This window comes from Vibrio sp. 1727, from assembly GCF_033344415.1.
Classification (GTDB): domain Bacteria; phylum Pseudomonadota; class Gammaproteobacteria; order Enterobacterales; family Vibrionaceae; genus Vibrio; species Vibrio alginolyticus.
Window position 1 is genome coordinate 240,007 of record NZ_JAWPOT010000002.1, and the last position, 15,185, is coordinate 255,191.

Below are 15,185 nucleotides of genomic sequence, written 5' to 3' on the forward strand. Positions count from 1 at the left end.
CAAATTCTGCTTATACTGCACGGCTGTGTAATATATAAAACCTACGGAGAAAGCGGGTGCGAAAACAATATTTAAAGCGCACTTTAGTTGGCGCAGTGGTGACATTAAGTCTTTCTGGGATGCTAACTGGGTGTAATAAAGCCATTTCTGAGCCGTCTGAACCTTTAATCAAACCTGTAAAATTACTGGCGGTGAAAGACCTAGAACTTGAAGACTCGCACGCCTTTTTAGCGCGTATTGATGCAACACATCGCGCGCAGCTTTCTTTTCAGGTTGGTGGAGAGGTAGATGAATTACGTGTACGCATGGGTCAAAAAGTCCAAAAAGGTGAAGTGCTCGCAACGTTAGACCCTAAAGATCTTCAGCTTGCGTTAGATGCCGCTCAAGCGCAGTACGCGTTAGCGAAAACACAATGGGACCGCGCGAAAAACCTTTACGGAAAAAAACTCATTAGTACTGATGAGTACGATCAGAAAGAAACTCAATATAAAGCGGCATTGGCGAACTACGAACAAGCTAAAACCGATTTGAGCTATACCAAAATTCACGCACCGTTTGATGGCATTGTGTCATATACCTATGTCAACCCGTTTCAAGTAGTAGCAGAGAAGCAGGAGATCTTGAATCTCATTGATAACACGACGTTGGATGTATCTTTCACCTTGCCAGTAAGTTATGCGGAATCTGTATCACTTGAGTCACTGCAAAACTCCGATATGTGGGTGACGATGGATAGCGAGCCAGGAAAACGTATCCCTGGGCAATTTAAAGAAATCTCGACGCAGCCAAACATCGATACCAATAGTTATGAGGCGATCGTGACCATCACTCGACCAGAAGATCGCAATTTGCTGACAGGTATGACTGGGCAGGTACACATTGCTAAACAACATGTATCGGACGCGATGACGTTACCTCAGTCTGCTTGGGTCAACAAAAATGGGACGCAAGGTGAAGTTTGGGTAATGGACAGAAGCACGCAGCAGGTCAATAAAGTCACTGTGTCACTTGACGCAGCAGGTGGTGTGAAAGCCGGGCTTGATAACAATGATTACGTTGTTATTGCTGGTGTTGAGAGACTGGTTGAAGGACAAGTGGTGAAAGCTTGGGTTCGTGAGGGAGGCATTTAATGAAACGTTCTCTACTTACGATCTCTGCGATTGCACTTGCAGTTTTAACAGGGTGCAAAAATGAAAACCAAGCTATCGTCGAGCAGCCACTTTTTGTGTCGACTATCTCGGTGGATGCACCAGTACAAAGTCAACATCGCGCGTTCAAAGGCATAGTAGTGCCTGCAGAGCAAACGCCAATGGCATTTCGCCGCGCTGGGGAAGTTCAGCACGTATTGGTTAAAGCGGGTGACGTTGTGAATCAGGGGCAAATGATCGCAAAGCTAGATGATAGCAAAGAGAAGCAAGCCGTGAATGACGCAGAAGCACAATACACACTTGCAATTCGTCAGCTTAAACGCGGTGAAGACTTGCATGCACGTCAAATGATTTCAAAAGCGGAACTTGATGAGCTAACCGCCAATAAAGAGCTAGCTGAGGCTACTTTCTATAACGCGACCAATCAATTGAATTACACCCGTTTATTCGCCCCGTTCGCCGGTAAAGTATCCGATGTTTTCAAAGAACGTTTTGAGCGTGTGGCAATTGGTGAACCCGTGTTAAACCTATACCAAAACGATTTGGTTTACGTGCGTATTGAGCTTTCCGACAATGTTTTAGCGATGGTAGACCCAAACTCAGACAGCATGAGCTACAAGCCTAGAGCAACCTTCTCCGGCATCGATGGCAGATTTGCTTTGGACTATTTAGAGCACACAAGTGAACCCAACGCTGAAACTCAAACCTACGAAATGTACTTGACGATGCCACAGCCAAAAACAGAGATATTGCCGGGAACCAGCGTAAGCGTTTTGGTCGATATGGTGAAGGCGGGCATTACCTCTATCGATGGTTACAGTGTGCCTGTCACGGCGCTTCAAGCAGGCAGTGAAGGGAATGAGTTCTTTGTGTGGAAAAAAGAAGGTGACATTGTCACACGGGTGCCTGTCATGATTTCTCAAGTGAATGGCAATGGAGCCATTGTGTCGTCAGGTGTTAGCCAGGGCGATATTCTGATTAATTCAAATCTGCGTAAATTACGCGAAGGTAAACATGTGGATGTTGTGGAGAATAACCAATAATGAACATTGCTGAGTATTCAATAAAAAACAAAGTCATCAGCTGGTTGTTCATTATTATCCTTGCTGTTGGTGGTTTAACGTCATTTTTGGAGCTGGGACGATTAGAAGACCCGTCATTTACGATCAAAGATGCCATGATCATCTCAACATACCCTGGCGCGACGTCAAAAGAAGTTGAAGAAGAGCTGACGTATCCTCTAGAAAAAGAGATTCGAAAACTCCCTTATATCGACAAAATTACCTCTACGTCTTCTAATGGTATGTCTCAAATAACGGTGAGCATGGAAATGGACTATGGTCCTGATGAACTGCCGCAAATTTGGGATGAAATGCGCCGTAAAATTAATGATTTACGACCATCATTGCCTCAAGGTGTTCAGTCTTTACAGATCATTGATGATTTCGGTGACGTTTATGGCGTGATGTTAATGCTCACTGGTGACGATTACGACTATGTAGAGCTGAAACGTTATGCGGATTACCTGACCCGTGAAATCGAGCTTGTTGATGGTGTTGGTAAGGTAGACATCACGGGCGATCAGCAAGAAATGCTATTCGTTGAGATCTCACTTGATCGCCTTGCTGCACTGAACTTAGACATGAATGTGGTTTCGAGCTTGTTGAACCAGCAAAACAATGTGGTTTCAGCAGGTGAAGTGATGGTCAATGGCGAAAGACTTGTTATTCGCCCAAGCGGCACCTTAAACACTGTAGAAGCACTAGAAAATCTGATCATTCATGGCCGTGACACAGGAAATCTAATTCGTCTAAAAGACGTAGCAACGATTTCTCGCGGTATTCAAGAGAAGCCAAGCAACGTCGTACTCTTTAACGGTCAAAAAGCGATTAATATCGGTATCTCGTTTGCATCGGGTGTGAACGTGGTTGAGGTTGGTGAACGTTTGGATGCGGAGCTCGCGAGCCTTGAGTCTATCAAGCCTGCTGGCATCGATATGAACTACTTTTACAACCAAGCCAATGAGGTGGATGAATCTGTTAAAGCGTTTGTAATTAGTCTAGCGGAGGCAGTGGCGATCGTAATCATTGTGTTGCTGTTTACTATGGGTTTACGCAGTGGTGTCATCATTGGAGTTGTGTTGTTATTGACGGTATTTGGTACCTTCATTTTGATGAATTACAACAACATCGAACTGCATCGTATTTCTCTTGGCGCGTTAATTATTGCCTTGGGTATGCTGGTTGATAACGCGATTGTTGTCGTGGAAGGCATATTGGTTGGCCTAAAGAAAGGACGTACCAAAGTTCAAGCGGCTGTCGATATTGTAAAGCAAACACAATGGCCTTTGCTGGGCGCAACTGTTATTGCAATTACGGCTTTTGCACCTATCGGCTTGTCGCAAGATGCGACAGGTGAGTTCATGGGCTCTCTATTCTGGGTGCTGTGTTTCTCACTATTTTTAAGCTGGATTACCGCTATTACACTGACGCCTTTCCTTGCCGAGCTTTTGTTGAAAGAGGAAAACAAAGAGCAAGGTACTAGCGAAGATGATCCTTATAAAGGCTGGTTGTTTGTCGTATTTGGGGCATCACTGAAATTTGCATTGCGATTCCGCTGGCTTACCGTTGCTGGCATGGTGGCGCTATTAGTGGGTGCTGTCGTGGCATTTGGTAATGTAAAACAGCAGTTCTTCCCACCATCGAATACGCCGATGTTCTACGTGGATATGTGGATGCCAGAGGGTACTGACATCCGTGAAACGATCAAAAAAGCTGAAGAGATCGAAAGCTACATTCGTCAGCAAGATGATATTGACTTTGTTTCTGCTTCGATTGGGCAGGGCCTACAGCGTTTTGCTTTAACCTATCAACCAGAAAAAAGTTACGAAGCGTACGCTCAGTTCCAAGTTCGCGCGACTGATCGTGAGAAAATGTTTGGTTTACTGCATAAGTTAGATGCGAATCTGGCGAAAACATTTGATGCGCCTACGTTCCAGTTTAAATTGATGGAATTTGGTCCATCACCAGCGTCTAAGATCGAAGCGCGTATTACTGGCCCTGATCCACAAGTTTTACGTGACTTGGCGGTGCAAGTCGAAGACATCCTTCATACCGACCCTGGTGCCCGAAACATTCGTCACGATTGGCGAGAGCGCACCAAGGAACTTGTACCCGTTTTCAATGAGTCTAAAGCTCGTCGCTTAGGTATTTCGAAAGAAGATCTTTCAAGCACACTGCAAATGACGTTTGGTGGTAGCACCTTAGGTTACTTGCGTGATGGTACACATACGTTGCCAATTATGACACGTCTTCCTGAAGAAGAACGCGTAGATTTTGAATCACTACAAAACGTGACCATTTGGAGTCCTTCGTTGCAAACGTATATTCCGGTTGATCAAGTGATTGATGGCGTTCAACTGGATTGGAGTGAGCCGCTAATTCAGCGTCGTGACCGTAAGCGTACGTTAACCGTTCTCGCGGACCATGATGTGTTGAGTGACGACACGGCAGCAAGCTTATTTGCTCGTGTACAGCCTAAAGTGATGGTATTGCATGTTCCAGAAGGATACGAAATCACATGGGGTGGTGAGTACGAATCATCCAAAGATGCACAAGAAGGCCTATTCGGTTCATTGCCGATGGGTTACTTGTTGATGTTCATCATTACTATTTTATTGTTTAACTCAATCAAAAAGCCGTTGGTAATTTGGTTCACCGTTCCGTTAGCGATCATTGGCGTTGCTTTTGGTTTGCTTACCACGAACATGCCGTTCAGTTTTACAGCATTCCTTGGTTTGTTAAGCCTAAGTGGCATGATTTTGAAAAACGGTATTGTGTTGCTTGACCAAATTAACCTTGAGTTGGAGTCAGGTAAAGATCCTTACCTCGCGATTGTTGATAGTGCGATAAGCCGCGTTCGTCCGGTAAGTATGGCTGCGCTAACAACTATCTTGGGGATGATTCCACTGGTCTTCGACGCCTTCTTTGGCTCGATGGCAATAACGATTATGGCAGGTCTTGGTTTTGCTACTGTACTGACACTGATAGTGGTGCCAGTGATGTTTGCAATTCTGTTTAGGGTAAAACCGACCACTGCATAGGGACTCCTGGCTATTTGCCAGCTTCCTGCCTAGCCCTGAAGGTTTTCTTCGGGGCTTTTTTGATCTTACTAATATATACCAAACCATTCATTTGCTTGATTTTAATGATTTTCTTACGATTACAATGCAAATCATGCGTATACTGATGTAACGACACATCAAAGATTGAGATTACATGAATAAGCGCATATTAAACGGACTCTTCTTCGTTGGTTCTTTCACCTTGGTTGGCTGCACCGCGACGGATAGCATGCCGACAGAAACCAAACAACCTGCCCCTAAAGTCAACAGTGTTAGTGCTGAAGTAATTTCCAGTTGGATTGATAGTAAGGTTTTAGCCCCTGAAGGGCTGTCGCTCGAGCAAGACAATCTACGTTATCTATCGGGTAGCGCCGACCTAAACAGCGACGGAAAGGCAGAACACATAGTGTTGCTTCAAGATCGCTATTTCTGTGGTAGTGGTGGCTGCTCTGCATATATGTTTGATAATGAGGGAAACGTTATTAATCGAATGTCGGTAACTCGCACGCCTATTGTACTAGCCGACAGTTACAGTAATGGTTGGCAGGACTTTATCGTTTGGAGTAATGGCTCATATCGACTCATGAGTTACAACGGTGAGTCTTATCCAAGTAACCCGTCACTAGAGCCAAAGGTGGATCGAGACGCTAACCAGCAGGCGGCAATCGCAAATGTAATGGCGACAGAGCTTTATCAGCAAGACGGCTATGACATTCTGCCCGCAGAGTCAAAAACCTTGTGGACGCCAGCTAACGTTTACCACTTTACCTTCAAGCACTACGGTGACCCGCATAGCGCTTATCAAGCAACGGTGGATATGAGCAGTGGGGAAGTAGACATTGTAGCCGTTCCGGCTGCGGAATAAAAAACACCTCCCTTAACCGGAATTAAAGGGAGGTGCTAAATGCCAAATTCGAGGGTGGCATTGTTAACCGGAGTCGCTCTAATTAAGCTGCGACTTCTTGTTTCGCTTCTGCTTTGCTTTTTAAGAATGCGTAAGTAAAGCCAGTTACCGCTGTACCTGCTGCAATAGCCACTAAATACATTAATACTGGTGAAATTGCGTTAGGAATTAGCAGCACGAATAGACCGCCGTGTGGTGCCATTAATTTCGCACCGAATAGCATCGATAGGGCACCAGTAAGTGCGCCACCTGCCATACAAGATGGAATCACGCGCATTGGATCTTTCGCAGCAAATGGAATTGCGCCTTCAGAGATGAAACAAAGTCCCAAGACAAATGATGCTTTACCTGCCTCACGTTCATTTTGTTCAAATTTGTTCTTCGCAATGAAGGTCGCTAAACCCATACCTAGCGCAGGAACCATACCTGCGGCCATGATTGCCGCCATTGGCGCGTAAGTTTGTGAAGCCAAAAGGCCAACACCAAATGCGTAAGCGGCTTTGTTTACCGGGCCTCCTAGGTCGAAACACATCATTGCGCCAAGGATAATACCCAGTAGTACTGCACTGTCAGATCCCATGTTGTTTAGGAAGTCAGTCAGGCCGTTCATGATGCCTGAAACTGGGCCGCCTACGATGTAGATCATGACAAGGCCAGTGAACAATGTTGCTACAAATGGAATGATCAGAATCGGTTTAAGCGCCTCCATCGATTGTGGCAGTTTCACCTTATCTGCGAGGAGTTTCGCTGCGTAACCGGCAATGAAGCCAGCTGCGATACCACCTAGGAAACCAGCACCCGTTGAACTTGCTAGCATACCACCAACAAGACCAGGAGCCAGACCAGGACGGTCAGCAATTGAGAACGCGATGTAACCAGCAAGTACAGGAATCATCAATGCGAATGCAGAGCCACCACCAATGTTCATCAAGGCTGCTGCTAGTGTGCCTTCTTCTTTAAATGCTTCAATACCGAACACGAAAGATAGAGCGATGATCAAACCACCTGCAACGACGACAGGAAGCATGTGCGAAACACCCGTCATTAGGTGTTTGTAAGCGCCTTTTTTCTCTTCGGTGGAAGATGAAGAGTTAGCTGAACCAGAATGTTGATACACCGTGGCTTGCTCGAATGCTTTGTCCATCTCTTCGGCTGTTTTCTTCAGAGCTGGACCTGTTTTCGTGCGGTACATCTTTTTGCCGTTAAAGCGATCAAGTGGCACTTCAATATCCGCAGCAATGATCACCAGATCGGCGTCTGCAATTTCTTGCTCAGTCAGTTGGTTTTTAGCGCCAACTGAACCACGAGTTTCCACCTTGATTTGATGGCCACGACGCTTGCCTTCTTCTTCTAAAGCTTCTGCCGCCATAAAGGTATGCGCAACGCCAGTAGGGCATGCCGTGATTGCAACAATCTTCTTTGATGCTGATGTTGTATCTGTAGTGATAGGGGCTGCAAGTGTGGTTGCTTTTTCAAGTAAAGTGGCGTTTTCAACCGCTTGCTGGAGAAACGCAGTTGCGTCTTTTGCTACTTCGCTAATTTCCGCTTGGTAAACCTTTTTTCCTACAAAACGAGAAGTGTCGACGCTAGTATTTGCCGCAATGACAATGACTTCTGCTTGTTCAACGTCAGCTTCCGTCAATAGTGTTGGTTCAACCACACTTGATTGACATTCTATTTTGGCATTCCAGTTTAATTTTGCGGCGGCTTGTTCTAGTAATCCTGCCGCAAGGATGCTATTTGCTACACCGCTCGGACAGGCAGTAATAATGGCAATATTCATACGATAACCTTCTGTTCCTTAGTTTTGTTCTAAGTTTGTAATAGGGTAAAGCGCGCTAACTTCAGTTTGTCGCTTGATATTTTCCAGTTCTTCCTGACTGGTTAGCCCTACGCCAACTTGACTAACTGCCAAAGCAGAAAGTGCCGTAGCGAAGCGCAATAAATCGTTTTTAGGCATCAGTTGCATGTGGCCCCAACACAAGCCAGCGACCAGCGTATCGCCTGCGCCAACGGTGCTCACGACATGCATTCGAGGCGGTTTTGCACTAAGCCATTCGCCTTGGTTGAGCCACATAACACCGTCAGGTCCCATAGAAACCACGATGTTTTCTATGCCTTTGTCGCTCAGTGTTTGCGCTGCAGCTTGGCACTGTTCAGGTGTTGCTAGATGTTCGCCAACAAAATCACCAAGTTCTTCATCGTTAGGTTTAATTAACCATGGGTGAGCATCAATACCTGACTTCAATGCGGCTTTGCTACTGTCGAACAACACCTTTTTGCCTTGTTGATGCAGTGCTTCTATCCATGCAGCGCATTGCTCTGCAGTAACACCGCCCGGTAGGCTGCCTGCCAATACAAAGTAATCGTGTGTTTCAGCAAGGCGGAATAGGGTTTCTTCAAAGCGCGCGATTTCTTCTGCCGTAACTTGAACACCAGGGAAGTTAATGTCACTAACGTTTCCATTAGCCTCAACGAGCTTGACGTTGATACGAGTTGCACCTTGTACTTCTACAAACTCATTCTTAACGCCGATGTCATTGAAAAGCTGATGGAATAGCTCAGGGTTATCTTTACCAAGAAAGCCGGTAACCGTGACATCTGCGCCTAAATCGCTCAACACTTTTGCTACGTTGACACCTTTACCTGCAGCGTGGAGATTGCTTTGCTGTACTAAGCTCACGGAACCAACGTTTAGTTCATTTACTGAACCTGTTAAATCCAATGCCGGGTTGAGCGTAATAGTGACAACCTTATTTGTTTTGTTTGTCATATCGGATCCTTAACCTTCACCAAGGCCAGAAGCGATTGCATTTCCGATAGACTCCAAGGCTTGCGGCGCATCAGGGCCTTCTGCTGTAAATTGAAGTTGGTGACCGTGCTTAACGCCCAGCGCGATGACTTTCATTAGGCTCTTCGCGTTTACTGCTTTTCCATCTCCGTCTAGGTTGGAAACACGTATAGTGGATTCAAACTTTTTCGCTTCTGCGACTAACATTGCCCCCGGACGAGCATGTAGGCCGTGAGAGTTTTTGATTTTAAATACAGCGGTATTGCCTTCTTCTGAAGATGCAGCTGTGACTTCTTCACCTTTGAACAAAGCAAGAATCTGTTCTACTGATGCATCTAAAAGCTTGCCGTGTTCATTGTTAAACACAATATTAGAAAGCGTTTTTAGCATAGGTTGGTGAGCATTGTTACATGCCGCGAACGCGACAAGTGCACGCACTTTTTGACCTTCATATTCGCAGTCGTTTGCCGTCGAGACAAATGACACACCTGTGCGAGTGACATGTTTGTCACTGCCAATTAACCACAGGCCATTACCTAAGTGAGTTGGTTGTTTGGTAACGAGATCTGCAACGAATTCGTTATCAGCACATCCCGTATTTTTCAACAGACCACCAGCAACAGCACTCATCTGTAGCATGTCGCTCGCAGGGAACATCAGTTGAATTAAAGAAGCGTCAAAGTCTGCTTCAAGCTGAACATCACCGTGCAGTAGGGCGATGATTTCGTCTTCATTTTTTGCATTACGCAGACGTTCTTCTACGCCATCTGCGCCTAGCACTTTGGTGAGCTGTTTAAGAATGCCAAGGTGTTCATCAGATTTAGCTGCGATACCGATAGCGACGAACACAGTATTGCCATCACCCCAGTCGACACCTTGTGGGAAGTGGTGCACAGCAACACCCGTTGTTTTCACCATTGCACGAGTGTCGGTTGTACCGTGCGGTATTGCAATACCGTTCCCCAAAAACGTAGAGTTTTGGTTTTCACGGTTTAGCATGCCTTCAACGTAACCTTGCTCAACTAGGCCTTTATCAGTCAGGCTATGAGCAATACTCTTTATTGCTTCAAACTTATCTGTCGCTGATTGCGAGAGGGTAATGTCGTTCTTATTTAGCTTAAGCATGGTGCTTCTCCAGCCTTAAGGTATCAATTTAAAAATGTATTCTGTGTGAGAAGTTGAACGCCGCTTCTTCTGAGCGCTTATCACTCCTCAAACCTTTTTATATTTCAAGCTAAATCGATTCAGCTTGTTGGTAAATTTTTTAAAAGACTCAGAAAAACTGTTTTAAAAACTGACGTTAACAAACGAGCCTTTGCCGCTGTCCTATAGCCTAGCTCACAAATTGGTTTGTTGTGTATTCAGGTGATTTACGTCAATTTTTAAGTTTTGCTGAATCCTTTCAGCTTTTATACTGAATCGGTTCAGCTTATAATTCAACTTATCGAAAGATCGTTGATGTATTAATATGATCGCGCGCACAGAATAAGGTTTAGAATATGACACTGGATGAAATAGCCAAATTAGCGGGTGTTTCTAAGACAACTGCAAGCTATGTGATTAACGGAAAAGCGCAGAAATACCGCATCAGCGAGAAGACTCAGAAAAAGGTGATGGCCGTTGTAGATGAGTACAATTATAAGCCAGATCATGCGGCGTCTTCCTTGCGGGCAGGTAATTCACGCTCATTTGGGCTTATCATCCCAGACTTAGAGAACACCAGTTATGCGCGTCTTGCAAAGTTGATAGAGCAGAACTCTCGGAAAGCGGGGTACCAAATTTTGATTGGCTGCTCTGATGATGATCCTGATACAGAGCAAAAGGTGGCGGAAGCATTAGTCAGTCGTCGTATTGATGCGTTGTTTGTGGCAAGTGGTATGCCCACTGCAAACGAGTATTATCTTAAGTTGCAAAATTCTGGTACGCCAGTTATCGCGCTAGACCGTCCAATGGATGATGAGCACTTTTGTTGTGTCATCAGCGAAGATTTTGATGCCGCACTTGAACTCACTCAGTCAGTACTGTCAGAGGATATTAAGTCCATTGGCTTAATCGGTGCATTGCAAGATCTTCAAGTCTCAAAAGAGCGTGAGCTCGGTTTTCTATCTGCTTCTCAACAAGGTGGTAAAACGGCAACAGTGGGTTATGGACAACACTTCTCCCGGGAAGAAGGCAAGAAAGTCTTAGAGAGATGGTTAACAGAGAACGCATTGCCAGATGCCATTGTTACAACGTCATACACACTGTTAGAAGGTGTGTTGGATGTAATGCTAGAAAAACCAGAACTGATGGGAAAGGTGCGTTTAGCGACATTTGGTGATAATCGACTGCTGGACTTCTTGCCTGTGAAAATCAACTCTTTGCCTCAACAGTTTGAGTTGATCGCGGACAGCGCAATGGAGTTAGCACTCAACGCTTCCGCTAAGCGTTACAAGCCTGGCGTAGAACTTATCCCGCGTAAAATTGTGAGACGTCACTAAGTCACTAAATAGGTTGCTCAAAGCTTTACTTCAGCCGTCAGCGCCACAAATGCGTGGTCGCTGGCGTTTTTATCTCTGTCATAAATCGGGTTGATCAGATGTTGGTTAGACACCTGATAGTCAACAACCTCGGCAACCGATATATCTGATAAGGTGTCAAACTCTTGTGAGAGCAAGATATAGTCGAGTACATTCCCAGTGGAAAAATGATAGTGCGTGGCTGGGCGTTCATCCTTCAGGGGGTCACTTTGCAATAACCAACCATCTTTGAGTTGTAATTCAGTGACGCTGTCACTAGTATTGGATACTAATGAGCTGTTAACGCTGATAGGAGTGATAGGTTGATTCATATCGCCCATTAACACTGTCGGCATTGGTTCTTTTCGATACCTCTTTTGCATCGCGTCTCTTAACATCGCTGCTTCCCAGCCTCTTTGCTGGGTGGATAACCAGCGCCCAATAATCGTGCTAGACGTTTCTGGTTGTTCTGAGTCGGCTGGGCGTTGAGATTTCAGGTGCGTTACGTAAACGGCGATATGACCAAGTACAGGATGTATTACTTGGGCATAGATAGGTTTGCGACTGAACTCTGGAACAACACTTACTCCAAAAGGCTCAAGCGTTGCTAAGTCAAACTCTACCGCTTGTACTTTTTCTATTGGAAACCGAGATGCGATTGCCACAACAGGGCTTGAGTAAATGTACTCATCCTCAACATGTGGGGTGTCAACGGTCGCAAAGTAGGGGTAGCCGATGGTTGAAAAGAATGCCTGGGTCTTCTCGATACTGAATACTTCTTGTAAGCCAATCACGTCGCCTTCCAGTTTTTCAACTTGACGTTGCGTCCACGAAAGTTTGTCTCGCCATTGCTCTAACGAGTATATGTTCTCGAAATCATAGTAAGCGTTAGGCGGTGCGACAAAATTAAACAAGTTCGCAGTGACAAAGGTAATTCTACTTGGTTGAGACAAAGTATTCGCTCTTTTCAACAATAACTTAGAGAGTATATACCTTCAGGTTGCGTAATTGCAGCTTCGTTTGAGCTACGCATCGAGATACAAGCTAACGAGCGACAAGCTAAATGGGTTAAGAGGTGCTCAAATGCCAAGGTGAATCGGTGATTGAACATCGCCAGAGGTTTCTATTTTTAAGCATTGCGTTTAAACTTCAGGGCATCAAATAGTAAGAGTAAGTAACATGACCCAAGATTACGACCACGAAGAGTATTTAGAAGGCGAAGAGATTGAGATCGAAGCGATTGGCATCGATGTTGATGCGCATCCAATCGAACTGTACAAGCTTTTTAAAATCGCAAACTTGGTCAGCGGTGGCGGCGAAGCAAAACATATCATCGAGGAAGGCTACGTCGCGGTGAATGGTGAACTAGAAACACGTAAGCGCCGCAAGATGTATGATGGTGACTTTTTTGAGTTTAACCAGGAATATTATGTTGTGGTTTGCGATGCGCCAGTAACCGAACCTGAAACGGCAGAGCAAAAAGCAGAAAAGAAAGCGAAGAAAGAAGCGCAATCTGCACGTAAAGAGAAATCTCGCCAAAGCAAGCCAGCTAAAGGCTCTGGACCTAAGTCAACAGGCCGAAAAGCAGCGCATAAAGAACGTAAAGCGCAGAAAGAAGCGTTGTCTCAGTCTGCTAAGAAAGGCAAAAAAGAAGACAAACCGCAAGCCACTCGTGATCCGAAGAGCGGTCGTAATTCTATTGATTTTTTCTAGGGAAATGAACGCTTAACTAAATAAGTGACATCTGAGTAAAACTAAAAAGCGCCGAGCATATTATATCGGCGCTTTTTTGGTTTCACTGTGCTGTAAGTGGGCAGTGTTAATGCACAGTCGTCTCGATGTTTAGGCTATCTGTCCAGTGATGAATGGCGCAAGGCTTTCCTAAGTAAAAGCCTTGGTAATAATCCAAATTAAGTTGATACATAGCTTGTAGCTGCACGTCTTCTTCAACCCCTTCTATAATGACTTTTGCTCCCATATGATCCGCTAGATCAACGGCGCTATGTATGGAAAAGGTTTCTCCGGCGCAGTAGTCTAGCAAATAGGAACGATCGATTTTGATGATGTCAGGGCAGAGCTGCTGAACACGTGCGATATCAGAATGTTGGGCGCCAAAATCATCGATAGCAAAGATAAAACCATTTGCTTTCATTAACTGTACGGCTTTGATTAATAAATCCGTATTTCCGCATGACTCTTCGACTACTTCAAAAACGACGTCTGATGGGCTCATACCAAGTTCGGAAAGGCGTTTGTAAAGCAGGCCGTTATCTTTAAAGCCCATGTCTTTGGTTAGTGTGAGTAGCGTTTGAGGCATGACGTTAAGAAACAGTTTGATCGGCGTCCCCGCGAAATAGCGTGCAAAATTTCGAATGTGCATTGCTCTGGATAAAAACTCTACACATAAGCGAAAGTAGGGATCAAGACCATTATTGGCCAGAAACACGTCAGGACGAATTAGGGAACCATCAATGCCACGAATACGCAGTAAGGCTTCCATACCAATAATACGTTGGCGTCTATCAAAAATTGGCTGATAAACACTGTGAAAAGTGAATTGATTGAGAACTACGTAATATTCACCAAGATTATCTTGTTTTATGTATCGCTCGTAGTCGGATTGATTCTTTAACTCCATGAAAAACGCCGAAAATTTAGCATCTTGCCAATGTAACAGGGTGCAATTCTGATTTGAAGAATCAAATGTGCCTAATTACATATGCGGTTGAGTTAATTTGAAATGGCTTCCGATTTTGCTTCAATGTGGCGAAAAATAAGTGACAGACCAAAACAAATTAAGAAGTAAGCAAGGCCGACAATCAACCAAATTTCAAATATATACCCTGATGAATTTGCCATCTCTGTCCCAACAAACGTCATTTCTTGTATCGAAATCAGTGAAACAATAGAGGTGTCTTTCACCAAAGAGATGGTTTGACCGGCAAGTGCAGGTGTTATTGATTTAAGCACCTGTGGCGCGATAACAAATCGGTATTTCACCCATCGAGACAAGCCCAATGAGTCAGCCGCTTCCCACTGACCTTGGTCGATACTTTGTAAACCACCGCGCACAACTTCTGCAATGTAGGCAGAAGAGAGTAAGCCGACGCATAACACGCCAGAGGCAAGGTTTTCCCAAAGGTTAGAAGGCCCAAACAGAAAGCGCTGTAGCGCATTTGGTTCGCCGTTGTAGTTTCGTAGAAGATCTTCCAAACCGAGCAACGGGATCAATTGGTTAGAAATGAAAAAGTAGAAAATAAAAACAAACACCAACGGAGGGATGTTTCTCACTAACTGGATAAACGCATTGGCAGGTGTGCGCAACCAAACGGAACGAGAGAAGCGTCCTAAGCCTAACAAAGTGCCAAACACTAATGCGAAGCTTATGCCCCAAACACTGAGCCTTAACGTCGAAATCAAACCTTGGAAGAAGTAGGGCAAACTACCATCTGCTCTAGGCGTGAAAAGTAATTCAAGCGCCTCTTTCCACTGCCACAAATAATGCACACCAACAGCGGACCGATGGTACAGCCAAACACCACCGATACCGCACATAACAAGTAGTACCCAGTCTAGTGTGTTTAATTGCGGTAAAAGGTAGCCTGTGCTGGATTTCGCGGGTGCTGTGCGAGTGGTAGTGTGTTCGCCCAAAAATTTGACTCCGATAAGTTATGGAAAAGTAAAATGAATGATTGGAGAGTATAGGCTCGCGGCGTCCACG

12 protein-coding genes are annotated in these 15,185 nt (G+C 45.0%); 6 read left to right on the forward strand and 6 right to left on the reverse strand.

Translation table 11 applies throughout. The features are described from left to right. Positions 1-56 precede the first annotated feature (56 nt). The 4 genes from R8O10_RS03435 to R8O10_RS03450 all read left to right on the forward strand — a co-directional run bounded on the left by R8O10_RS03435 (position 57) and on the right by R8O10_RS03450 (position 6,136). On the forward strand, positions 57-1,130 hold the full coding sequence (locus tag R8O10_RS03435; RefSeq protein WP_017820965.1) for an efflux RND transporter periplasmic adaptor subunit: 1,074 nt from the start codon (positions 57-59) through the stop codon (positions 1,128-1,130). Further along, positions 1,130-2,191, forward strand: coding sequence for an efflux RND transporter periplasmic adaptor subunit (locus R8O10_RS03440; RefSeq protein WP_136977132.1), 1,062 nt, complete (start codon positions 1,130-1,132; stop codon positions 2,189-2,191). The genes R8O10_RS03435 and R8O10_RS03440 overlap by 1 nt, the downstream gene beginning before the upstream one ends. Next, a complete protein-coding gene (locus R8O10_RS03445) occupies positions 2,191-5,250 on the forward strand; it encodes an efflux RND transporter permease subunit (RefSeq protein ID WP_136977130.1) in 3,060 nt (1,019 codons plus the stop codon). Before R8O10_RS03440 ends, R8O10_RS03445 begins: the two co-directional genes overlap by 1 nt. A 175-nt stretch (positions 5,251-5,425) precedes the next feature. Then, entirely contained in the window at positions 5,426-6,136 is a 711-nt protein-coding gene (locus R8O10_RS03450) for a hypothetical protein (RefSeq protein ID WP_005376411.1), read from the forward strand. An 82-nt stretch (positions 6,137-6,218) separates the two neighbouring features. Here the strand turns inward: R8O10_RS03450 and fruA are convergent, their stop codons facing one another. From fruA to fruB, 3 genes are read right to left on the reverse strand one after another with little or no spacing between them, the layout of a single operon-like run. Continuing rightward, positions 6,219-7,958, reverse strand: a complete 1,740-nt coding sequence (gene fruA, locus R8O10_RS03455; RefSeq protein WP_005376409.1) for a PTS fructose transporter subunit IIBC — start codon at positions 7,956-7,958, stop codon at positions 6,219-6,221. 18 nt (positions 7,959-7,976) lie between these two features. Beyond that, positions 7,977-8,948, reverse strand: coding sequence for a 1-phosphofructokinase (gene pfkB / locus R8O10_RS03460; RefSeq protein ID WP_042520798.1), 972 nt, complete (start codon positions 8,946-8,948; stop codon positions 7,977-7,979). A gap of 9 nt (positions 8,949-8,957) precedes the next feature. Continuing rightward, positions 8,958-10,091: a fused PTS fructose transporter subunit IIA/HPr protein gene (fruB, locus tag R8O10_RS03465; protein ID WP_318191101.1), complete on the reverse strand. Its 1,134-nt coding sequence runs from the start codon at positions 10,089-10,091 to the stop codon at positions 8,958-8,960. Positions 10,092-10,465: 374 nt separating this feature from the next. On the opposite strand from fruB, the gene cra reads away from it, so the two are divergent. Next, positions 10,466-11,446 carry a catabolite repressor/activator gene (cra, locus tag R8O10_RS03470; RefSeq protein ID WP_170893210.1) on the forward strand — a complete coding sequence of 327 codons (981 nt, stop codon included), beginning with the start codon at positions 10,466-10,468 and terminating at the stop codon, positions 11,444-11,446. Between the two features lie 17 nt (positions 11,447-11,463). Here the strand turns inward: cra and R8O10_RS03475 are convergent, their stop codons facing one another. Next, positions 11,464-12,417: an endonuclease/exonuclease/phosphatase family protein gene (locus R8O10_RS03475; RefSeq protein WP_053303578.1), complete on the reverse strand. Its 954-nt coding sequence runs from the start codon at positions 12,415-12,417 to the stop codon at positions 11,464-11,466. A gap of 226 nt (positions 12,418-12,643) precedes the next feature. Here R8O10_RS03475 and R8O10_RS03480 point away from each other — a divergent pair, with 226 nt between their 5' ends. Next, on the forward strand, positions 12,644-13,177 hold the full coding sequence (locus R8O10_RS03480) for an RNA-binding S4 domain-containing protein (RefSeq protein WP_053303581.1): 534 nt from the start codon (positions 12,644-12,646) through the stop codon (positions 13,175-13,177). A 106-nt stretch (positions 13,178-13,283) separates the two neighbouring features. Here R8O10_RS03480 and R8O10_RS03485 read toward each other — a convergent pair whose 3' ends face one another. Together R8O10_RS03485 and R8O10_RS03490 are read right to left on the reverse strand one after the other, a co-directional pair. Then, positions 13,284-14,102 (reverse strand): EAL domain-containing protein, encoded by an 819-nt coding sequence (locus tag R8O10_RS03485; RefSeq protein WP_005386068.1) that lies wholly within the window; start codon positions 14,100-14,102, stop codon positions 13,284-13,286. Positions 14,103-14,194: 92 nt separating this feature from the next. After that, complete coding sequence (locus R8O10_RS03490; RefSeq protein ID WP_171342925.1) at positions 14,195-15,115, reverse strand: amino acid ABC transporter permease; 921 nt, start codon at positions 15,113-15,115, stop codon at positions 14,195-14,197. Positions 15,116-15,185: the final 70 nt, after the last annotated feature.